Below are 21,401 nucleotides of genomic sequence, written 5' to 3'. Positions count from 1 at the left end.
GCCCCCGGTGCTGTCCGGGAACCGGGCCAGCCTCAGCCGGCGGCCCTCTTCAGTTCACGGGCGTCCTGCTCCGCGGTTTCGTTCTCATGGGCCAGCTTTTCCAGTGAATCCCGCACCATGGTGTCGGTGATGGGGATTTCCCGGCCATCGGAAAGAATGATTGCTGCGCCATTCATCCAGCTTTCTGCGGTCGGTTGCTGCTCTGTCACGATTCCGGCCTCTCTCTTTGGTTGGGGAGTTGCTGGCGGTCACCTCTAGGGCACCATCAGCCTTTTTTCCCGGGCTTGTCCTTGCCCTTTCGAAATCAGACTACCCATCGATTATGTCGCGAACATGACAGTCGATGCGTGATCCTGTTCCCGTCACGCGGATCGATTTGGCTGTCTTCTTCAAACAGTGTGACAGTGATCCGGCCGGACGGCCATAGTACGAAGGTGGGGAACGGGGCATCCGGAGATGCCCCGCGGGTGAGATGTTGACGGGTGTTATGAACCAAGCCTCTGCAACGCCGCAATGCGCTCTTCCAGCGGCGGGTGCGTCATGAACAGGGCGGCCAGGCCGCCCCGGGCACCGCGGTTGATCCCGAACGCCTGCAGGGAATCCGGCATCTGGTCCGGCATTTCACTTTCCCGGCGCAGGTGGTTGAGGGCGCTGATCATGGCGCCGCTCCCGGCCAATCGGGCACCGGCGATGTCGGCCCGGAACTCGCGACGGCGGGAGAACCAGAACACAATGGTGCTGGCCAGGATGCCCAGGACCACTTCGGCGATCATACTGACCACGAAGAAGCCGATGCCATGGCCGTTCTCGTTGCGCAGGATCACGCGATCCACGATCGAACCGATCACCCGTGCCGCGAAAATCACAAACGTGTTGACCACCCCCTGGATCAGGGCCAGGGTCACCATGTCGCCATTAGCGACGTGACCGATCTCGTGCCCCAGAACGGCACGGATTTCATTCTTGTCGAAACGTTGTAACAGGCCGTCGCTGACAGCGACCAGGGCGTCGTTCCTGTTCCAGCCGGTGGCGAAAGCATTGGATTGCTGGGCCGGGAAAATCGCCACATCCGGCATCTTGATGCCGGCCTGGCGGGCCAGTTCGCCCACGGTTTCCACGAGCCAGCGTTCAGCAGGGGTGCGGGGCTGCTCGATGATCTGGGCGCGGGTGCTCCATAAAGCCATGCGCTTGGAAATGAGCAGGGAAATGATGGAGCCGGCAAAACCGAAAACGGCGGCGAAGACCAGCAGGTTGCCGTAGGCAATACCGTTCTGCGCCAGGTACGAGTCCACGCCGAACAGCTTCAACGTGATGCTGGCTACAAAAATCACGGCCAGGTTGGTGGCCAGGAACAAGAGGATTCTCATCGTTCTCCATTCTCCAGAGTGGTCAGGCCCGGAATGTCAGTGGACATGGTTTGCTCCGGGCAAGGGATTCCGGAGAGGGCCGCTTGGCACGGAGCTCTCCACAATCCCCCGATCCAGCCTTTATATCGGGGCAGCCCCTGCGGCGTTCAATAGCCTGACAGGGAATTAACGCTCCGATCTCCGGATGGTTAAACGACCTCTTTGACCGTATTGGCCGGCATTAGTTTTCGATGGAACGCCCTCGCATGTGTCAGTTTCCGACAAATAATACGGACTGGACCGCGTCGGCGATCAGCGACGAGTTGCCATTTTTCAGGGCGACCCGGAGCAGATGGATGTTGGTGGCCAGATCGGCCTGTACGGCGGGCGGCAGGCCGTCGGTATCCTCCGGGTAGGTCCCTGTCAGTGAGTCGGGCAGGTGCTCCGTGCGTACGGGGGCATTGAGGCGCGTGAAGGCCGGCTGGGTCAGCACCACTTGGTCGACGGCATCCTGGTGGATGGTGTCGTCGTAGCGGATGTGACCTTCGTCGGCCAGCCACAGCATGGTTGAGAAGCAGGCCCGGTGCCGGCGGCTGTGCAGGCCGAATTCATCGGGGGAATCCGGCCCGGAGATGTCTTCCACATAAAGGCTGACCTTGCGCGGGAAGGCGTTGTACAGCTGTACCAGGATAATGGCCGTATCCCGGTAGAATTCCTCGATATGAATATCCGCCATGGCCGCCGTTCGCTTTACCGGTGAATTACTGCTGGTAGGTCGCCAGAAAGTGTGCCAGACGTTTCATGGCATCTTCCAGCGTATCCACACGGGGCAGGAATACCACCCGCAGATGCTGTTTGTCGTCGATATTGAACGCTGACCCCTGTACCAGCAGGATGCGCTCCTGCAACAGCAGATCGAACACCAGTTTCTCGTCGTTATGGATCGGGTAGCGCTTGGCGTCCAGGCGCGGGAACATGTACAGCGCCCCCTGTGGCTTCACGCAGCTGACGCCGGGGATGTCGTTAAGCAGGGACCAGGCCGTCTCGCGCTGCTCGTACAGGCGCCCGCCCGGGGCCACCAGGTCATTGATGGACTGGTAGCCGCCCAGCGCGGTCTGGATGGCCAGTTGTGCAGGCACGTTGGAGCACAGGCGCATGGAGGCCAGCATCTCGATGCCTTCGATCAGGTCGATGGCCTTGTGCTTGGCGCCGCTGATAATCATCCAGCCGGAGCGGTAGCCGGCGGCACGGTAGTTCTTGGACAGCCCGTTGTAGGTGAAGAACAGCACGTCGTCGGCCAGGGAAGCGGTGGGGACATGCTTGGCACCGTCATACAGGATCTTGTCGTAGATCTCGTCGGACAGGACGATGAGGTTGTGCTGGCGGGCCAGCTCGACAATCTGCTCCAGCAGTTCCGGCGGGTAGACGGCACCGGTCGGGTTGTTCGGGTTGATCACCACGATCGCCCGGGTCCGGGACGTGATCTTGCTCTTGATGTCGTCGATGTCCGGGAACCAGTCCTGGGCCTCGTCGCAATGGTAGTGCACCGGCTTGCCGCTGGACAGGGTGACAGCCGCGGTCCAGAGCGGGTAGTCGGGCGCGGGGACCAGCACCTCGTCACCGGTATTGAGCAGCGCCTGCATGGACATGACGATCAACTCACTGACGCCGTTGCCCAGGTAGATATCGTCGATGTCCACCTTGTCGATGCCGCGCTGCTGGCAGTAATGCATGATCGCCTTACGGGCCGAGAACAGGCCCTTGGATTCCACATAGCCCTGGGCCGAATGCAGATTGTAGATGACGTCCTGCTGGATTTCCTCGGGAATGTCCAGCTCGAAGGCGGCCGGGTTGCCGATGTTCAGTTTGAGGACGCGGTGGCCTTCCTCTTCCAGGCGACGGGCTTCACGCAGAACCGGACCGCGGATCTCATAACACACGTTATCCAGCTTGGATGACTTCTTGAGGTTCTGCATGTTGCTTGTTTCCTGCTTGGTCGATGGCAAATGATATCCCGGACTCCTGCAAAGGCCATAGCCTGGCCAGGCAAACCGCTTGGTCGGTATCGGTTTGCGGTGAACCTTGCGCTGACCATCTGGGAAGCGTGCCAGGGAAAGGCCGGGACCGGCCCGGAGGTTCCTTATTCTAGCCAAACCGCCGGTAGGGTAGAAAGGCCGGAACACTCCTGAATTGTGATGAATAATGGCACAATGGCCCGGATTTTGAGAGACACAGTACCGCCGCGTGCGGTCGGTACAGTTCCGGGTGACGACATCGAGGAGGCTTGCATGCTGGCGTTTCAGGTGATTCAGGATCGGGCGGCCGCTCGCGCGGGTGGCGCCAGGGCGCTCGCGGAGCGGATGCCGGCCGTGCGCCCACCTGAGGCGCTGGCGGCCCTGCCGGACAGCTACTTCCTGTCCGTCATGACCCGCCGGATTTTCCAGGCCGGCATGAAGCACAGTGTCATCAATGATCGTTGGCCGGCGTTCGAGGCCTGGTTCTGGGGGTTCGAGCCGGAAAAGCTGATGCTGTTGTCCGAGGAACAGTTGGAGTCGGCCATGCAGAATCCGGAATTGATCCGCCACTGGGGGAAGTTACGGACCATTCCGGTCAATGCCGGAGAGCTGTACCGTGTCAGCCAGGCCGAGGGTGGCTTTGGCCGGTTCCTGGCCAACTGGCCGGACGACGATCTGTTCGGCCTGTGGGCCTGGCTGGGCCGCCGCTTCCAGCGTATGGGCGGTCAGTCTGGGGCCCGCTTCCTGCGGCTGGCAGGCCGCGATACCTTCCTGTTGACCGATGACGTGATTGCCGCGCTGCAGGCATCCAATGTCATCGACAGCAAACCGACCCGCAAGGCCGACAGGCAGGCCGTGAATGAGGCCTTCGTGACCTGGCGTGAACAGTCGGGGCTGCCGTTTGCCCATATCAGTCGAATGCTCTCGATGACGGTGGATTGACCGTATCGGACCGGGTGCTCCGGACTTGTTTGCGCTATTCTAATTGTGCACAATTGAATGGCCTTCAATATAAATAGAGCCTTCCCGGCCTTGCCGACACCACAGGAGACAACGGAATGACAACAGAGAGCCTCTATGACATCGAGGTCCAGGACATCAAGGGGAATACCCGCGCCATGGCCGACTACAGCGGCCAGGTCCTGCTAATCGTGAATACCGCCAGTAAATGCGGTTTTACGCCACAGTTCGAAGGTTTGCAGACCCTGCATAAGGAACTGGGCGATAAGGGCTTCGAGGTGCTGGGCTTTCCCTGCAACCAGTTTCTCAGTCAGGATCCCGGCAGTAACGACGAGATCAGCCAGTTCTGCAGCCTGAACTACGGGGTGGATTTCCCGATGTTCGCCAAGATCGAGGTGAACGGTGACAACACCCACCCGCTATACCGCTTCCTCAAGCACCAGGCCAAGGGGTTGATGGGCTCGGAGAAGATCAAGTGGAACTTCACCAAGTTCCTGGTAAACCGCCAGGGAGAGGTGGTCAAGCGTTACCCGCCCACCGCCAAGCCGGAAGATCTCCGGAAAGACATCGAAAAACTGCTCTGATGGCTGGAAACAACGATCCCCTGGCACTGGATAACCAGGTCTGCTTTGCGCTCTACGCGGCGAATCGTGCCGTCACCGGGCTCTATCGTCCGTTGTTGGATGCCTTGGGGCTGACGTATCCACAGTATCTGGTCATGCTGGTTCTCTGGGAGGTGGATCCGCCCGCCGGGGGGCAGGCACCGGACGCTGAACGGATCAGCGTGTCGTTTGTCGGCCGGCGCCTGAAGCTGGATTCGGGCACACTGACGCCATTGCTCAAGCGCCTTGAGGCCCGCAACCTGCTGCAGCGCCGGCGACATCCCGACGACGAGCGGGTGGTGACCCTGGCGCTGACCGAAGAGGGGCGCGCCCTGCGACAACGGGCGCTGGAGGTGCCCGGGAAGCTGCTGTGCCGCAGTGGCCTGGATCTGGAGCAGGCCCAGTCACTGCGCAGGAGCCTGCAGGCACTGCTGGATCAGTTGCCCTGACGGACAGTCTGGCTGGCCCAGTGCTCGATCACCTGACGCAGCTCGTCCTTGTTGTAGGGCTTGGTGACGTAGTCGTTCATGCCGGCGGCCAGGCAGTCATCCTTGTCGCCCTGCATGACGTTGGCCGTTACCGCGATCACCGGCAGGTCGCGCCATTCCGGATGCTTGCGGATGCGTTTGGTGGCGGCATAGCCGTCCATCACCGGCATCTGGCAGTCCATCAGCACGATGTCGTAGCTCTGCTTGTCCAGCGCCGCCAGGGCACGCTCACCGTTTTCCGCCAGGTCCACCCGATAGCCCAGCTTGCGCAGCATGCTGCTGGCCACGATCTGGTTGACGCGATTGTCTTCCACCAGAAGGATGTTGAGGTTGGTGCTGGGTTCCGTTGCGTCTGCGTCGGTGGCCGGGATGCTTGGCACCGACTCACCGGTTGCCAGCAGCAGGGTCTGCTCAAGCTGGTTACGCCTCAGGGGCAGGGCGATAGCGCGGACTTTCTGGCCGGACACCGTGTGGATGGCCTGCTCCGGCTCGCCGATCAGGACCAGGGGGCAATCCAGGGGCTGATCGGCCAGTGAGCCGCGGGTCAGCGTCTTACTGTCACAGAGATAGGCTGCTGCCGGACCTTCGTCCCGGGTGTGCACCGGAATCTGCCAGGCTTGCAACTGGCGCTCCAGGGGCAGCCGGTGCGGGTTGTCGTGAGGGATATCGAGGATAACGCCCTGCTCACGGAGGGGGGACTGATCGAATGCGTTCTTCCGGGCCGGGGTACGCACCGGCAGAGGCAGGATAACGGTGAAGTGGGTTCCGTTGTGCTCGCGGGATTCCACGGTGATATGGCCGTGCATCCGTTCCACCAACTGGCGGCAGAGCGTCAGCCCGAGGCCGGTGCCGCCATAACGGCGGGTGGTATCGGCCTTGCCCTGTGAGAACGGTGAGAAAATCCGGCGCAGGGTTTCATCGTTCATGCCGATGCCGGTGTCGATCACATCAATGCGGGTCTCGCCATTGCGGGTCACGGCGCGAATACGGACTTCGCCGGATTCCGTGAACTTGATGCCGTTGCCCAGGAGGTTGTTGACGATCTGCCGCACGCGGGTCGGGTCGCCCTGAAGGGTCTCGGGTAAGTCGGGATCGATGTCAATGACCATTTCGACGTTGCGGCTGAGGGCCTGTTGGCTGAGCAGGGTGGCGCATTCCTCGATGACTTCGCGCAGGTTGAATTCGATCGCCTCGAGATTCAGTTTGCCGGCTTCGACCTTGGAGATGTCCAGGATGTCGTTGAGCAGGCTGAGCAGGCTCTGGCCGGCGTTATAGGCGATTTCCAGGCGGTTGCGCTGACTGGGCGACAGCTCACTTTCCAGTGTCAGGCTGAGCATGCCCAGCACGCCGTTAAGCGGCGTCCGGATCTCATGGCTCATGCTGGCCAGGAAGTTGGCCCGGCTGCGGGCCCGGTGAACGGCATCCTCCTTGGCGCGGATCAGGGCCCGGTTGCCCCGTTGCAGGGCTTCGTTCTTCTCGGAGATTTCCCGCGTGCGGTCCTCGACTTCCCGTTCCAGTTTGGACGAGTAGTGCTTCATCTTGCTTTCGGCCAGGCGGACCTGATCGAGACTGCTGTCGATGGTGTCGAGGTGCTGGTTGATGATGCCAACCATCTGGCCGATTTCGTCGGAGCTGTGATTCCGGGGTACCGGCAGGCGGATTTTCTCGGGGGTTTTCGGATCCACTTCATGCAGCGCCTGGATCACCCGCATCAACGGCTTGGTCAGGATGAAATAGAAAATGAACAGCAGGATGACGCTGAGAATCAGGCTTTTCAGGAACCCGCTGACCAGGGTGTAGGCCGCCCGGCTCAGGAAGGCCGTGCCATAGTGGTAGGTATCGATGCGCACTTCCAACTGGCCCAGCGGGATTTCCTCGAGCTGGGGGACCCGCAGGTTCTCGCTGTACTCCCGGTTGGGTCCGAACAGGAAATCACTGAGGAAGCGGTATGCGGAGTCGGTCGATGGACGCGTGGAAGCCGCCAGGATGCGGCCATCCGGGTCGACGATGCGCGCGTCGACGATGGCCGGATGGCGCAGGAGGCCGTCGAGCAGCTCCTTGGCCAGCCGGGTATCGATGTTATAGGCAATTTGCGAAGCGGGACTGAAGCTGATGTCCATCAACGCCCGGATCTCTTCGTCCATGCTCTCCCGGGCGCTGAAATAGTCCAGGGTCACCTGGATCATGTTGAGCAGGATACCCAGTGCCATGGCCAGCAGGACCGTGTTGCGGGTCAGCCGGAATGACAGGCGTTTGGTGAAGGGCGTACTCACAGCTTAAACAATCCCTGTTGCACTGATGACGGAGGCCGGTGCACTAATCGTCGTAATCGGCCTTTTTTTTCCATTCTTCTTCGTGCAGGAAAGAATCCCATTCCTTGTCGAGGCGATGCTTTTCCTGGTCCTTGCCCGGGTCGCCTTCCTGGGCGCTGGCCATGGCTTCCAGCTCCTTGATACGGGTGCGGAAGCTCTTGATGGCCTTGACCGCCATCGGGTTGTCCTTGGCCTTGCCCAGTTCGGTGGACGCGAGGTGGTAGGCGTGAATCGCCTTTCGGACCTGATTCTGCCGGATCATCTCACGAGCTTGTGAGACGTGGTAGTCAGCCTGGGTCTTGTGGACCAGGAACAGGACAAGTTTCAGGTTCTTGCGGGCGACTGTCGACTCGATCCGGTTGCGTTGCTGCATGCCCTCGATCAGCCGGAACAGGGATTGCAGCAGGCCTTTCACCTCGGCCGCTCGACCGGGCGTGTCGATGCGCTGGGGAGAGCGCTCGTCGGCGCCATCTTCCAGGCGCTGGCGGCGAGTCCTGGTCTCGTCCGCCCATTGCTTGACCGGCAGGTCGGTCTTCAGGTCGGCCAGACTGCGGCAGACTTCGTCGGCCCGCATCAGCATGATGGATTTCAGGTCCTGGGTCAGATACTGGGGCGGCAACTCGTCCAGCAGGCGCTGGGTCAGCCGGAATGTGTCTTCAAGCGTCTTGGCCCGTCTTGCCCGTTCTATCCTGGCCTTTTCCCGGATTTGCACGAAGACAATAACGGCGATGGAAAGAAGGACGATAACTGCGAAAAAGATGACGATGGTGGTTGTATCCATGTTTCAGACTGCCGTCTCTCTATGATTCTGATACGCGCCGATTATGCCGCTTTCGAGTATAGCGCAATACGCACTTTCAAAGGGTTAAGTTATGTGTGCGAGCAACCTGCCTGATTTGGGGCGGGAAGCTTTGATTTATCAGGGTAATGAAGTCTGGGTTTTGCATTTTTTGCATGAATGGTACTCTGGCTCTCAAACCGGTGACTGGATGACTTCATGGACATTTCGCGCGTTGATCTCAACCTGTTGGTCTACCTGGATGTGTTGCTCCGGGAAAAGAACGTGACCAAGGCGGCCAACCACCTGGGCATCACGCAACCGGCGATGAGCAATGGCCTGCGCCGCCTCCGGGACCTGTTCGGTGACCCGCTGCTGGTGCGCACCAGCGAAGGCATGACCGCAACCGAGCGCGCCCGTGAACTCAAGCCCCTGGTACGCAACGTGCTGGCGGATATCGAGCGGGCGGTCCAGGCCAAATCGGAATTTGATGCGGCCCAGAGTAACCGGGTTTTCCGGATCATGGCCAGTGACTATGCGGAATCCTGCCTGATTCCCCGGGTGCTGCGCCGCATCCGCCAGGAAGCCCCCCATGTCACGCTGGATGTGTTGACGCCCAGTGATGTCAGTTTTCCGGATGTGGAGCAGGGGCGCCTGGACATGGCGATCAACCGATTCGACAAGCTACCCCAGTCGTTTCACCAGAAAACGCTCTGGACCGAATACTTTGCCTGCCTGATGAACGCCAAGAACCCGATCCTGCGCGAGCCGTTTACGCTGGACACCTACCTGGACGCCAGCCATATCTGGGTGAGCAAGACCGGGTTCGGTGTCGGCGTCGGGGTGAACCCCCAGGACGTGCAGCGCCTGGGCTGGGTGGATGAGGCCCTGTCCCTGATGGGCCGCAAGCGCCGTATCTCGGTTTTCACCCGGCACTACCAGGTGGCGATGCTGCTGGCGGAGCAGCACGACCTGATTGCCACCCTGCCCAGCCGGGCCGCCTGGCTACAGCGGGAAAACGCCAACCTCGTGGTGAAGGTGCCGCCGTTCACCATTCCGCCGTTCGAACTGAAGATGGCCTGGAGCCCCTTGCTCCAGCACAATCCGGACCACCAGTGGCTGCGTCGGCTGATCGCCGAGGTGGCGGCTGAAGTCGATGTGGAGTTTGCCGACTTTGGTCGTCCGTTCGAGGATCAGGGCGTTAGACCCAGTATGCAGTCAGAGCGGTAGCTCGCGCAGCTCCAGGGAGGGTCTGGCGGTATCCCACATGCGCTGGAAGGCCTCGGCCTGGAGCTTGACCCGGCCGGAATCGGCGAACCGGGCCCAACCCTCGAGACTGTCGAACCGGTGCCGGTAGGCCAGGGCGTCCCGGTCGGCGAGCAGGAACGCCTGTTCCTCGCTGGGGTAATCCGGGTTCACCAGCCGCAGTTCGATCTTGCTGGGAAGCCGCTTCATCAGTTGGACAAGCTGGTGCCGGCGCTGGACCAGCGGCTTGTCGTCGTGGACCAGCAGGCGGATCTCGCAGACGCGATGGCGGCGCGCCATCTCCGAGAAGATGTCGCGCAGGCGCTGGCGGTCATAGAGGTCATGCTCCAGCAGCCGGTCATAGAGCCAGATGCGCTGGCTGGCCTGGCCTGCGACCGTATCCAGCAGGTTGTGGTACTCACCTTCCTGGGCAAAGTGCCAGGTGCTGTCATCCCGGCCGAGAATGGTTGGGTTATGCGTTCTGCTTCCGCCGGCCAGGATCTGGGGGGCGGCCAGGCAGCGCATATCCAGGTGAGGAATGCCGGCATCGTCGTAGGGTGTGGAGCAGACGTGGAAGCCCAGCTTTTCGTAGAACGGCACCGCGTATTGCTGGGCGCTCAGGTGTAACTGGTCGAACTGGCTGGCGGCCTCCTGCATGATGTGCCGAAGCATCTGCTCGCCATAGCCCCGGCCCCGGTGCTCCCTGAGGATCGCCATGCGGCCGATGTGCCCGACATCCGTTACCGATGGCACAAGCCGTGCCACGGCGACCGGGGTATTGTCCGGAAGTACACCGATGAAGTGGTCTGAGATCTCGTCCGTCTCGTCCCACTCCAGGTCCGCCGGCACGCCCTGCTCGTCAATGAAGACGGTCTGGCGAATGTCGCGGATGGCCGACGGGGCCAGTTGCCAGCTGTACTTGCGGATTTTCAGTTCCATTCGAGATAAAGACTGCCCTGGTTGATCAGTGTCGTGAGCAGACCGCCCAGAGCCTCATCCCGGGCCAGTTCGGCCATCCGCTCCGGATCCGGCCGATGGCCGGCGCAGAGGAGGGGGGCGATGCCGCGGGCATCGCCGCTCAGCATGTAGCGTTCCCCGTCGACGAACAGCGCCGTCTGCTCTTCCAGATTATGGTAAGCAAAACGGGAGCCTTCGTTCCAGCGCAGCCAGGCGCCGTTGTCCAGGGCGCTGCAGAGGCTGTCGGCATCCACCGGCTCCTCGGGTGGCACCACGATGTGGGCGTTCTTGGGCGCGGTCGTATACTGACCCAGCCAGAGGGCCAGGAGGTCCCGGCGTTCCAGCGCCGACTCGACGATGCGGCTGACGCCGTCGATGGCGGCCGGCGTGATTTCGCCCGGATTGTCCTGGGTTGTCAGGTCCGGGTCCCGCAGCAGCTGTTCGGCACCGGGCTGGTTGCACAGGAAGTCGCTGAAGCCGGTCAGGATATCGTCGTAACTGGGTGCGCGGAAGCCGACCGACAGGGTGATGCAGTCGCCGCGGGCAATGCCGTGATGGCCGATGCCCGGTGGCAGGTAGAGCATGTCGCCGGGTTCAAGGACAACGGTTTCCTCGCCGCGCCAGTCGCTCAGGATGCGCAGCGGCGTGCCTTCGACCCGGGGTGACGTTTCATCACAGGGGCCGCCGAAGTGCCACTCGCGACTGCCTTCCGCCTGCAGCAGGAACACATCGTACTGATCGTAATGCGGGCCTACGCTGCCGCCTTCGGGGGCATAGCTGGCCATGATGTCGTCCAGCCGCCAGTTGGGCACGAAGCGAAAACGGTCCAGCAGTGGCGCCAGCTCCGGCACCCAATGGTCCAGCCCCTGGACCAGCAGGGTCCAGTGGGTGGCCGGCAGCGATTCGAAACGCTCCGGCGCGAACGGACCGTTTTCCAGTTGCCAGGGGCGGCCGCCGTCGTCCTCGATCACGATGCGCGACTCCACCGCTTCCTCGCAGGCCAGGCCGGCTAGCTCGTCGGCGGAGACCGGTGAGGTCAGGTCCGGAAAGGCCTGACGGATCACCAGTGGCTTCTTCTGCCAGTAGTCACGCAGGAAAACGTCGGCATCGAGTCCACCGGGGATCTGCATCAGATCGCCTTGGCCTGGTCGGCCGCATTGCCGGTGTAGGTGGCCGGTGTCAGGGCCAGCAGTTCATCCTTCGCCGCCTGGGGGATGTCCAGGTTGCGTACGAACTCCTGGATCAGCTCCGGCGTCATCGCCTTGCCCCGGGTCAGCTCCTTGAGCTTCTCGTAGGGCTTCTCGATGTTGTAGCGGCGCATCACGGTCTGGATCGGCTCGGCCAGGACTTCCCAGGCGTGATCGAGATCGTCGTCCAGGCGGCCGGGATTCACTTCCAGCTTGCCCAGGCCTTTCAGGGTCGCTTCATAGGCGATCAGGCTGTGGGCGAAGCCAACCCCCAGGTTGCGCAGCACGGTGGAGTCGGTCAGGTCACGCTGCCAGCGGGAAACGGGCAGCTTGGCCGACAGGTGACTCAACAGGGCGTTGGCGATGCCCAGGTTGCCTTCGGAGTTTTCGAAGTCGATCGGGTTGACCTTGTGCGGCATGGTGGACGAGCCCACTTCGCCGGCGACGGTCTTCTGCTTGAAGTAGCCCAGGGAGATGTAGCCCCAGATGTCCCGGTCCAGGTCGATCAGGATGGTGTTGAAACGGGCCACGGCATCGAACAGCTCGGCGATGTAGTCGTGGGGCTCGATCTGGGTGGTGTACGGATTCCAGTTCAGGCCCAGGGAGGTGACGAAGGATTCGGCATTGGCCGCCCAGTCCACACTCGGGTAAGCGGACAGGTGGGCGTTGTAGTTGCCCACGGCGCCGTTGATCTTGCCCAGGATTTCCACGGTCTTGACCTGGTCCAGCTGGCGGCGCAGGCGGTAGACCACATTGGCCAGTTCCTTGCCGACCGTGGAGGGGGAGGCGGTCTGGCCGTGGGTGCGGGACAGCATGGGCTGGTCGGCGTGTTCGCGGGCCAGCTCCGTCAGACGGTCGATGACTTTCTGCATCGCCGGCACCAGGCCCAGGTCGAGCCCCTCGCGCAGCATCAGGCCGTGGGACAGGTTGTTGATGTCCTCGGAGGTGCAGGCGAAGTGCACGAACTCGGTGATGGCGTGCAGCTCGGGCGTGCCGGCGATCTTTTCCTTGATGAAGTACTCCACGGCCTTGACGTCGTGGTTCGTGGTACGTTCGATCGCCTTGATGCTCTCGGCGTCGGCCAGGCTGAATTCGCTGACCAGCTTGTCCAGCACGGCGTTGGCGCTGTCGGACAGGGCCGGGACTTCGGTAATGTCCGGATGGGCGGCCAGTTGCTGCAGCCAGCGGATCTCCACGGTGACGCGGTTCCTGATCAGGCCGTATTCGCTGAAAATCTCGCGAAAGACACGGACTTTTTCGCCATACCGGCCGTCCACCGGTGAAATAGCGGTCAGGGCAGTCAATTCCATCAGAAACCTCTCAACTCGATCAGATGCTGTCAGCGGCTTGTGCCGGGCCGGTCAAATCGCCGCGTGGGAAAATGGCGCCTATGATACACCACCCGGCGCCGGGAATCAGTGGAAAACGGCCTGGTTGGCCTGCTCCGAAAGCCGCTGCGCCACCTCGATGACCCGCTTGCGGAAGAACACCAGGTGCCAGCGGCGCCCGCCCAGCTGACGCCAGAGGACCGCAGAGCGGATGCCGGCCAGCAGCAGTGCGCGGATACGGGCGGCATTTTCCGGGACCTGCAACTGGTTGGGGTCGCCGGTGACCTGGATGCGCAGGCGGAAGGTGCTGATGGTGTCGGTGTAGATGGAGGCGAGGTTGTTGATCAGGTTGACGTGGTTGTAGCCAAAATGATCGGCAGTGTGCCGGGCCTGATCGATGCGGCTGCCGATAATCTCCATCATATCGGGACGTTTGCGCAGGCGGGCTTCCAGGTGCACGAGGTTGAGGGCATAACGCAGGATTTCCACATCCTGCTGACCGTCCTGCTTCTTCAGCAGGCCGCAGAGCACCGCCAGTCCTTCCCGCAAATCCCGCAACTCGCCGTAGACGCTGAGCGTGTCCGGCGGATCGGTGATGAACAGGGAGCGGATACAGGTTTCGAACGTGGACGGCGCGCACTGGCCCCGATGGGCAATCTGCTGAACCAGTTCGGCAGCCTGGAATACGCCTGCCAGGGCTTGTGTCTGTTCTTCCAGGGATCGGCTCAAGGTGACCTCACAGCGTTATCAGATGGCCGGTTTGTTGTTGGAAAGTCTTGCACGGGAATGGTTCGCGACCGGTGGACCGACGGTCAGGAAGCCGAGCGATCCAGGGCCGGGGACTGGTCTCGCCAGGTGGTTTCGATCACCCCGCCGCCCAGGCAAACGTCGCCGTCGTAGAACACCACGGATTGTCCGGGCGTGACGGCTCGCTGGGCGTCGTCGAAGACGACCCGGCAGCCTTTGCCCGTGACGGTGACGGTGCAGGCCTGGTCGGGCTGACGGTAGCGCGTCTTGGCGTGACAGCGGAATTCGCTGGCCGGCGCGTGCCCGGCCACCCAGTCGATGGGGCCGCTGGTCAGCCCACGGGAGAACAGCAGGGGATGCTGTTTGCCCTGGACCGCGATCAGCACGTTGCGGTCCAGGTCCTTTTCCGCCACATACCAGGGGTCGTCGCTGTAATGGCTCAGGCCGCCAATACCCAGTCCCTGACGCTGGCCGATGGTGTGGTACATCAGGCCCTGATGGCGACCGATGACATCGCCGTCCGGTGTTTCGATATCGCCCGGTTGGGCCGGGATATACTGCTTGAGGAAATCGCGGAACTTACGCTCGCCAATGAAGCAGATCCCGGTGGAGTCCTTCTTGTCGTGCGTCACCAGACCGGCTCTCTCGGCAATCCGGCGCACTTCCGGCTTTTCGATTTCGCCCACGGGGAACAGCGTGCGGGCGATACGTTCACCGGAAACGGCATGCAGGAAATAGCTCTGGTCTTTGTTGTCGTCCAGGCCCTTGATCAACTGCGCGACACCATCGCCGTCCACCCGGCGGCGGGCGTAATGGCCGGTGGCGATGTAGTCGGCGCCCAGGGTAATGGCATAGTCCAGAAAGGCGCGGAATTTGACTTCCTTGTTGCACAGGATGTCCGGGTTCGGTGTGCGGCCGGCCTTGTACTCCGACAGGAAGTGCTCAAACACGCGGTCCCAGTATTCCGCGGCAAAGCTGGCGGTGTGCAGCTTGATGCCAATGCTGTCGGCAACCGCCTGCGCGTCCGCGAGGTCCGTCATCGCGGTGCAGTACTCGGTGCCGTCGTCCTCGTCCCAGTTCTTCATGAACAGGCCTTCGACCGCGTAGCCCTGTTCCTTCAGCAGCAGGGCGGCGACGGACGAATCAACACCGCCGGACATGCCGACGATGACGCGGGTGTTCTGGTTGTCTCTGGTTGTGGACTCGGTCATGGCGCAGACGAACCGTGTTTCATGGGACATGTACCGGGCCTTGCTGGCCCACGAATGTCGCGCATTCTAACAGGTTTGCCGCGCCAGCGTGATCCGTAGATGCCGGGAGACCGGGCCGGCTCAGGCGGCCGGATCGACAATCACCGACAGCGGGAAGCGCCGGCCGGCCAGGTAGTCCTCGACACAGCGCAGGACCAGCGGACTGCGCAGGGATTCCTGGCGTTCCCGCAGCTCGTCGTAGGTCAGCCAGTGCGCGGCGATGATGTCGTCGTCCAGCTCCTCGGTTTTGTGCTGGAGGGCTTCGGCGACGAAGCACATGCGGTAGTAGGTGCGACCGTTGGCCGGCGCGAGATAGGTATACAGGCCCAGGAAGTGGCGGGGTTCAACGCTCCAGCCGGTTTCCTCGAGGGCTTCGCGGCGTGCCGCGTCGAGGATCGTCTCGTGCTCCTCGACATGGCCGGCCGGCTGATTGAAGACGATGCGGCCATTGCTGCGCTCCTCCACCATCAGGAAACGGCCATCCTTTTCGGTAATCACGGCGACGGTAGCGTGGGGTTTCCAGGTCATTTATCGGTTCCTTTTCTTGGCTCTGGGCCTGCCCTGGCCACGAGAGGTTTTTGCTGCCGCGGCAGGCAGGTGAATGCTGAGTGAGCGACTTTCCCCGGGGGCCAGGTTATCGATGCTCCAGTCACCGACAGCACGGCGGATCAGCCGCAGCGTCGGGAAGCCGACGGCAGCGGTCATCCGTCTGACCTGCCGGTTGCGGCCCTCGGTAATGGTCAGCTCGATCCAGCTCGTCGGTACATTGGCCCGGTAACGCACGGGCGGATGGCGCGGCCAGATCTCGGGTTCGCCCAGGTGTCGGGCCGTAGCGGGGCGTGTCGGACCATCCTTCAGGTCAACACCTTTCTCAAGCCGCTCCAGTGCCGCGTCGTCGATCTCGCCGTCGACCTGCACCCAATAGGTCTTCGGCATTTTCTGCCGGGGAGAGGCGATGCGGTGCTGCAGCTGCCCGTCGTCGGTCAGCAGGACCAGCCCCTCGGAGTCATAATCCAGGCGGCCAGCGGGATAGACGCTGGATTGCCCGACGAAATCAGCCAGGGTCGAGCGTCCCTCATTGTCGGTGAACTGACATAGCACATTAAAGGGCTTGTTGAGCAGGATCAGAGTGGCCATGGGATGACGTTCCGGCATTAAAGGGTAATTCTGGAGTAGGTACCGATATACGCCAGGATGTTACAGGAGCCGGATCGCGACCACTATGACGGGATCGTTAGTAAGCCAGGATGGCCGTCGGACCGCGCGGGGCAATAAAAAAGCCGACGCCCCCAGACCGTCGGCTTTTTATGGGAATTTATAGGCTTCCTGTGCCCCGTTCAGTACGGGGCGTGGCACAAACGGCCACACTGACCTGCCTTTGGCAGGCCCCGAAGACCACCCCAGCCCATTCGTGAGGTGGTTATGCTGCGCTCCGTCAGGCGTGGGCTGTCCGGAGCGGATTGTCCTGGGTGGCGTCGGAGGTTTCCGAGCCGGCCTCATCGTGTTCTGCGTTGGCGGCCTTTTTCGGAGGCGCGTCACGTTTTTCGAGGCGATCCAGGGGAACGATATTAACGGCATGCGTTCCCTTGTCGCTTGGCTTCTTCTCGAAGCTGACGGTCTGGCCGGCCTTGAGCGTTTTGTAGCCATCCATCTGTACAGCTGAGAAGTGAGCGAACAGGTCTTCGCTGCCCCCGTCTTCTATGATAAAGCCGTAACCCTTGGCATTATTGAACCACTTCACTTTGCCTTGAGGCATGATTCACTCCCTTGTTTTCCTGCTCGTCTTATTATTGATTTTCATTAACTTAAAAATCCCGATCCAGAACAATACAGTCCTGGTAACGGCTCCGGACCAGGTTCTATCCTGGCTTTACATAATTTTACATTGCCAAATCTACTGTTGACCAATATTCGCACAGAGTCAATAGGCAAAGTGCTGGTTGACCGGGCATCGTAAGCGTTAATATGAAACGGGTCGTGGGTGGAGCCGATCGGGGCTGGACAAGGTCCCGGTGGACGGGTTGAAAGTGGTGCTCCAGAGCCTGCATATCCGTGTGTTACCGATTCCGGTAACGTCTTTTTGCAGGGCATTGTAGGGTAGCCAGCCTTCCATTTTATGCGGGAAACTGCACATTCAATGCGGAATACTCCAAAAGATACCGCTTTATAACCGCAGCGTCTTGAAAAGGCGCCGGTCGGCATCCACCTTGAGTGAAGGAGCGGAACTCGGCAACGTCCCGAGTATCTAAAATCCGGTAAAGAACCATGCGGAACATCGAAAATTCTCGACTAATATTGAATCAGGGGGACAGTGATCAGGACCCGGATCGCGAAGACGGTCTGGCTGTATCCCCTGAGAAGCCAGCCCTCAAGCGCCCGGCGCGATACCGGGTGGTGCTTCTCAACGACGATTACACACCGATGGACTTCGTCGTTGATGTCCTGATGAAATTCTTCGGTATGAACGAAGAAAAGGCGACGCAGGTGATGCTGCTCGTCCATACGCAGGGAAAAGCCGTATGTGGGGTATACACCCGTGACATCGCGGAGACCAAAGCAGCCCAGGTGAACCAGTATTCCTCGGAGTGCGAACACCCACTGCTTTGCGAGATTGAACGTGCGGACTGATAGACCTTGGGGTGGCCCATGCTTAGTAAAGATCTCGAAATCACGCTGAACACTGCGTTCAAGAACGCCCGGGACAAGCGTCACGAGTTCATGACCGTAGAGCACCTGTTGTTGGCTCTGCTGGACAATGACTCGGCCGTTGGCGTCCTCAAGGCGTGCGGCGCGGATCTTCAGCGGCTCCAGGAAGAGCTCCTGGAGTTCGTGGATTCAACCACGCCCCTCATCCCCCACAACGACAGCGAGCGCGAAACCCAGCCGACACTGGGCTTCCAGCGTGTGTTGCAGCGGGCCGTCTTCCATGTGCAGTCCTCCGGCAAGAAGGAAGTCACCGGAGCCAACGTGCTGGTTGCTATCTTCAGCGAACAGGAAAGCCAGGCGGTTTACGTCCTGAAGAAGCAGAACATTGCCCGTATCGACGTGGTGAACTACGTCTCCCACGGCATTTCCCGCGTCCAGGGCAGCGAGGATCAGGAGGGTGCCGACCACACCCAGGAAGAGGTCGGTGAGGACGGTACATCCTCCAAACCTCTGGAAAGCTATGCCACGAACCTGAACGAACAGGCTCGTCTGGGACGGATCGATCCGCTGATCGGCCGCGAGCATGAAGTCGAGCGGGTGGTCCAGATCCTGGTGCGCCGCCGCAAGAACAACCCGCTGCTGGTCGGGGAGGCCGGCGTCGGCAAGACCGCCATCGCCGAAGGGCTGGCGAAGCGCATCGTCGACGGCCAGGTGCCGGATGTGATTTCCGACGCCGTGGTCTATTCCCTGGATCTTGGCGCGCTGTTGGCCGGTACCAAGTATCGCGGCGATTTCGAGAAGCGGTTCAAGGGATTGCTGGCGGAGCTCAAGAAAGAGGATCACGCGATCCTGTTTATTGACGAGATCCATACCATCATCGGGGCGGGGTCGGCTTCCGGTGGCGTGATGGACGCCTCCAACCTGCTCAAGCCGTTGCTGAGTTCCGGTGAAATCCGCTGCATCGGCTCAACGACCTTCTCCGAGTTCCGTGGCATTTTCGAGAAGGACAGCGCGCTGGCCCGTCGCTTCCAGAAAATCGACGTCAATGAGCCCAGCGTGGATGACACCTATCAGATCCTGCGGGGCCTGAAGTCGCACTTCGAGAAGCACCATGATCTCAAGTACACCGACAAGGCCCTGCGTGTGGCGGCGGAACTGGCGGATCGGTACATTACCGACCGGCACCTGCCGGACAAGGCGATCGATGTGATCGACGAGGCCGGCGCCCGTCAGCGTTTGTTGCCGGCCAACAAGCGTCGCAAGGTGATCGGTGTGTCGTCCATCGAGGACGTGGTCGCCACGATCGCGCGGATTCCGCCGAAGAACGTGTCCACCAGCGACAAGGACCTGCTGCGCAACCTGGAGCGGGATCTCAAGATGGTGGTCTTCGGTCAGGATCGCGCCATCGAGAGCCTGTCCACCGCCATCAAGCTGGCCCGTGCCGGCCTGAAAGCGCCGGAGAAGCCGGAAGGGGCCTTCCTGTTCGCCGGTCCGACCGGTGTGGGCAAGACCGAGGTGACCCGCCAGTTGGCGAAGATCCTGGGGATCGAACTGGTTCGCTTCGACATGTCCGAGTACATGGAGCGCCATACCGTGTCGCGGTTGATCGGCGCGCCTCCGGGCTATGTCGGGTTCGACCAGGGTGGTTTGCTGACCGAGGCGGTCAACAAGCAGCCGCACTGCGTGCTGCTGCTGGATGAGATCGAGAAGGCGCATCCGGAAGTGTTCAACCTGCTGCTGCAGGTGATGGACCACGGTACGCTGACCGACAACAACGGCCGCAAGGCGGACTTCCGCCACGTGATCCTGGTGATGACCACCAACGCGGGTGCGGAAACCATGACCCGCCGGTCCATCGGCTTCAGCGAGCAGGACCACAGCACGGATGGTATGGAAGTCATTACCAAAACCTTCACGCCGGAATTCCGCAACCGCCTGGACGGCATCATCCAGTTTGCCGACCTGCAGCGCGATACGATCACGCATGTGGTCGACAAGTTCCTGACGGAACTGCAGGCGCAGCTGGACGAGAAGCGGGTTGTCCTGCATGTGGATGATGAGGCCAAACTCTGGCTCGCCGACAAGGGTTATGATGTGACCATGGGCGCTCGTCCGATGTCACGCCTGATCCAGGACAAGATCAAACGGCCGCTGGCCGAGCAGATCCTGTTTGGCGCCCTCGCCGAGAGTGGGGGTGAGGTTCACGTTCACCTCAAGGACGACGAGCTGGTCTTCGAATACGAGAACGAGCCGGCCGAAGCCGTGTAAGTCCCCCAGCCCTGAAAACCCGCTTCCGCGGAAGCGGGTTTCCTATGTGACCAGCAATAAAAAAACCCGTGCCTATACGGGGTTTTTTATTGGCGCACGAACGACCTGGTGCGTTCGGCGTCGGAGCGTGTTAGCGGGCGCGGTATACGATGCGGCCTTTGCTCAGGTCGTAGGGAGTCAGCTCAACCTTGACCTTGTCGCCGGTCAGGATACGGATATAGTTTTTCCGCATCTTGCCGGAGATGTGTGCAGTGACAACATGGCCGTTGCTCAATTCGACACGGAACATGGTGTTCGGAAGGGTGTCGATGATGACGCCTTCCATTTCAATGACATCAGATTTTGCCATTCAGTAGAAACCTCACAATCATTAACGTATGGGGTGCGATTCAGTAACGTCGGGTCGATACGGAAAAAATCAAGGGTACCCCGACGCCCGTCGCCATAAATGTGCGCAATTCTGCCTGAATTATGAACGTATGGCAAAAATCGCGCGTCTGCCGCGGCAAATCCTGCCTTGCCGGCTGGAGCGGCCCCGCGGGCCGGGATCAGCCAGTGGCTATCAGCTCCTGCCAGTGGCCGCCGATCAGGGCCTCCAGTGGCTTGAAGCGTGCCTTGTAGTTCATCTTGCGGCACTCGCGTATCCAGTATCCCAGGTAAAGGAAGGGAAGTCGCCGCCTGCGGGTTTCTTCGATCTGCCAGAGAATCGCCAGGGTGCCCAGGCTGCGGTCCTCTTCCTGGGGGTCGAACAGGGTGTAAATGGCCGACAGACCGTCATCGAGGGCATCGACAACGGCCAGTCCAACCAGCGTGTCGTCCCGCCACATTTCCAGGAATTCGCTCTGGTTGGCACCTTCTACCAGGAACGATGTGAACTGTTCCCGGGATGGCGGGTACATGTCGCCATCGTAATGCCGCTGCTCAATATAGCGCGCATATAGGCGGTAGTAATTTTCCTGGAAGCGGGCCGGTGCCAGCCGGAACGTAATGTCTTCGTTACGCTTCCAGACCCGTCTTTGGGAGCGGTTGGCCCGGAACGCCTCGGTATTGAGCCGTACCGGGATACAGGCATTGCAGCTTTCACAATGCGGGCGGTAATAGTGGGATCCGCTTCGCCGGAAGCCGAGTGCCGTCAGTTGGCTGTACAGCCGCTTGTCGACGCGCGCCCGGGGGTCGACGAACATCGTCGTTGCTTCGCGGTCAGACAGGTAGCTGCAGTCGTGGGGGGGCGTTGCGAAGAATACCAGTGTTTTGAGGCTGCTCATCACACCT

The 21,401-nt window shown here is 61.1% G+C and carries 22 protein-coding genes; 6 read left to right on the top strand and 16 right to left on the bottom strand.

Features of this window, described 5'->3' with window-relative positions:
• Positions 1-32: 32 nt before the first annotated feature.
• The 4 genes from EZI54_RS24335 to EZI54_RS02205 all read right to left on the bottom strand — a co-directional run bounded on the left by EZI54_RS24335 (position 33) and on the right by EZI54_RS02205 (position 3,322).
• The gene (locus tag EZI54_RS24335; RefSeq protein ID WP_165495650.1) at positions 33-209 is read right to left on the bottom strand and encodes a PA1571 family protein; all 177 of its coding nucleotides are present in this window, start codon (positions 207-209) and stop codon (positions 33-35) included.
• A gap of 276 nt (positions 210-485) precedes the next feature.
• Positions 486-1,367 carry a protease HtpX gene (gene htpX / locus EZI54_RS02215; RefSeq protein ID WP_131478583.1) on the bottom strand — a complete coding sequence of 294 codons (882 nt, stop codon included), beginning with the start codon at positions 1,365-1,367 and terminating at the stop codon, positions 486-488.
• 250 nt (positions 1,368-1,617) lie between these two features.
• A complete protein-coding gene (locus EZI54_RS02210) occupies positions 1,618-2,082 on the bottom strand; it encodes a hypothetical protein (RefSeq protein ID WP_131478581.1) in 465 nt (154 codons plus the stop codon).
• Positions 2,083-2,107: 25 nt separating this feature from the next.
• On the bottom strand, positions 2,108-3,322 hold the full coding sequence (locus EZI54_RS02205; RefSeq protein WP_131478579.1) for a pyridoxal phosphate-dependent aminotransferase: 1,215 nt from the start codon (positions 3,320-3,322) through the stop codon (positions 2,108-2,110).
• Positions 3,323-3,634: 312 nt separating this feature from the next.
• Between EZI54_RS02205 and EZI54_RS02200 the strand changes: the two genes are divergently transcribed.
• From EZI54_RS02200 to EZI54_RS02190, 3 genes are all read left to right on the top strand, one after another.
• Positions 3,635-4,303: a DNA-3-methyladenine glycosylase I gene (locus EZI54_RS02200; protein ID WP_131478576.1), complete on the top strand. Its 669-nt coding sequence runs from the start codon at positions 3,635-3,637 to the stop codon at positions 4,301-4,303.
• A gap of 116 nt (positions 4,304-4,419) precedes the next feature.
• A complete protein-coding gene (locus EZI54_RS02195) occupies positions 4,420-4,905 on the top strand; it encodes a glutathione peroxidase (RefSeq protein WP_131478574.1) in 486 nt (161 codons plus the stop codon).
• The gene (locus tag EZI54_RS02190) at positions 4,905-5,372 is read left to right on the top strand and encodes a MarR family winged helix-turn-helix transcriptional regulator (RefSeq protein WP_131478572.1); all 468 of its coding nucleotides are present in this window, start codon (positions 4,905-4,907) and stop codon (positions 5,370-5,372) included. Before EZI54_RS02195 ends, EZI54_RS02190 begins: the two co-directional genes overlap by 1 nt.
• Here EZI54_RS02190 and EZI54_RS02185 read toward each other — a convergent pair.
• Entirely contained in the window at positions 5,360-7,621 is a 2,262-nt protein-coding gene (locus EZI54_RS02185; protein ID WP_131478657.1) for a hybrid sensor histidine kinase/response regulator, read from the bottom strand. The two genes, EZI54_RS02190 and EZI54_RS02185, sit on opposite strands and share 13 nt — an antisense overlap.
• A gap of 106 nt (positions 7,622-7,727) precedes the next feature.
• The gene (locus tag EZI54_RS02180; RefSeq protein WP_131478570.1) at positions 7,728-8,504 is read right to left on the bottom strand and encodes a hypothetical protein; all 777 of its coding nucleotides are present in this window, start codon (positions 8,502-8,504) and stop codon (positions 7,728-7,730) included.
• Positions 8,505-8,720: 216 nt separating this feature from the next.
• Here EZI54_RS02180 and EZI54_RS02175 point away from each other — a divergent pair, with 216 nt between their 5' ends.
• The gene (locus tag EZI54_RS02175) at positions 8,721-9,731 is read left to right on the top strand and encodes a LysR family transcriptional regulator (protein ID WP_131478568.1); all 1,011 of its coding nucleotides are present in this window, start codon (positions 8,721-8,723) and stop codon (positions 9,729-9,731) included.
• Here the strand turns inward: EZI54_RS02175 and EZI54_RS02170 are convergent.
• The 8 genes from EZI54_RS02170 to cspD all read right to left on the bottom strand — a co-directional run bounded on the left by EZI54_RS02170 (position 9,720) and on the right by cspD (position 16,971).
• The gene (locus EZI54_RS02170) at positions 9,720-10,685 is read right to left on the bottom strand and encodes a GNAT family N-acetyltransferase (RefSeq protein ID WP_131478566.1); all 966 of its coding nucleotides are present in this window, start codon (positions 10,683-10,685) and stop codon (positions 9,720-9,722) included. The genes EZI54_RS02175 and EZI54_RS02170 overlap by 12 nt on opposite strands.
• Positions 10,676-11,833, bottom strand: a complete 1,158-nt coding sequence (locus tag EZI54_RS02165; protein ID WP_131478564.1) for a cupin domain-containing protein — start codon at positions 11,831-11,833, stop codon at positions 10,676-10,678. The genes EZI54_RS02170 and EZI54_RS02165 overlap by 10 nt, the downstream gene beginning before the upstream one ends.
• On the bottom strand, positions 11,833-13,200 hold the full coding sequence (purB, locus tag EZI54_RS02160) for an adenylosuccinate lyase (protein ID WP_131478562.1): 1,368 nt from the start codon (positions 13,198-13,200) through the stop codon (positions 11,833-11,835). The genes EZI54_RS02165 and purB overlap by 1 nt, the downstream gene beginning before the upstream one ends.
• A gap of 105 nt (positions 13,201-13,305) precedes the next feature.
• On the bottom strand, positions 13,306-13,947 hold the full coding sequence (gene hflD, locus EZI54_RS02155; RefSeq protein ID WP_131478560.1) for a high frequency lysogenization protein HflD: 642 nt from the start codon (positions 13,945-13,947) through the stop codon (positions 13,306-13,308).
• Between the two features lie 83 nt (positions 13,948-14,030).
• Positions 14,031-15,176 carry a tRNA 2-thiouridine(34) synthase MnmA gene (gene mnmA, locus EZI54_RS02150; RefSeq protein ID WP_131478655.1) on the bottom strand — a complete coding sequence of 382 codons (1,146 nt, stop codon included), beginning with the start codon at positions 15,174-15,176 and terminating at the stop codon, positions 14,031-14,033.
• A gap of 120 nt (positions 15,177-15,296) precedes the next feature.
• Complete coding sequence (locus tag EZI54_RS02145; RefSeq protein ID WP_131478558.1) at positions 15,297-15,743, bottom strand: NUDIX hydrolase; 447 nt, start codon at positions 15,741-15,743, stop codon at positions 15,297-15,299.
• Positions 15,744-16,352 carry a pseudouridine synthase gene (locus tag EZI54_RS02140; RefSeq protein WP_131478556.1) on the bottom strand — a complete coding sequence of 203 codons (609 nt, stop codon included), beginning with the start codon at positions 16,350-16,352 and terminating at the stop codon, positions 15,744-15,746.
• A 298-nt stretch (positions 16,353-16,650) separates the two neighbouring features.
• A complete protein-coding gene (gene cspD, locus EZI54_RS25255) occupies positions 16,651-16,971 on the bottom strand; it encodes a cold shock domain-containing protein CspD (protein WP_131478554.1) in 321 nt (106 codons plus the stop codon).
• A 509-nt stretch (positions 16,972-17,480) separates the two neighbouring features.
• On the opposite strand from cspD, the gene clpS reads away from it, so the two are divergent.
• Positions 17,481-17,843, top strand: coding sequence for an ATP-dependent Clp protease adapter ClpS (gene clpS, locus EZI54_RS02130; protein WP_131478552.1), 363 nt, complete (start codon positions 17,481-17,483; stop codon positions 17,841-17,843).
• Positions 17,844-17,861: 18 nt separating this feature from the next.
• Positions 17,862-20,129, top strand: a complete 2,268-nt coding sequence (gene clpA / locus EZI54_RS02125) for an ATP-dependent Clp protease ATP-binding subunit ClpA (protein WP_131478550.1) — start codon at positions 17,862-17,864, stop codon at positions 20,127-20,129.
• A gap of 130 nt (positions 20,130-20,259) precedes the next feature.
• Here clpA and infA read toward each other — a convergent pair whose 3' ends face one another.
• Together infA and EZI54_RS02115 are read right to left on the bottom strand one after the other, a co-directional pair.
• Entirely contained in the window at positions 20,260-20,478 is a 219-nt protein-coding gene (infA, locus tag EZI54_RS02120) for a translation initiation factor IF-1 (RefSeq protein ID WP_014421226.1), read from the bottom strand.
• A 199-nt stretch (positions 20,479-20,677) separates the two neighbouring features.
• Complete coding sequence (locus tag EZI54_RS02115; protein WP_131478549.1) at positions 20,678-21,394, bottom strand: arginyltransferase; 717 nt, start codon at positions 21,392-21,394, stop codon at positions 20,678-20,680.
• Positions 21,395-21,401: the final 7 nt, after the last annotated feature.

The sequence above is a fragment of the Marinobacter halodurans genome (assembly GCF_004327985.1).
GTDB classification, from domain to species: domain Bacteria; phylum Pseudomonadota; class Gammaproteobacteria; order Pseudomonadales; family Oleiphilaceae; genus Marinobacter_A; species Marinobacter_A halodurans.
This window is presented reverse-complemented; position numbering and strand designations above follow the sequence as displayed.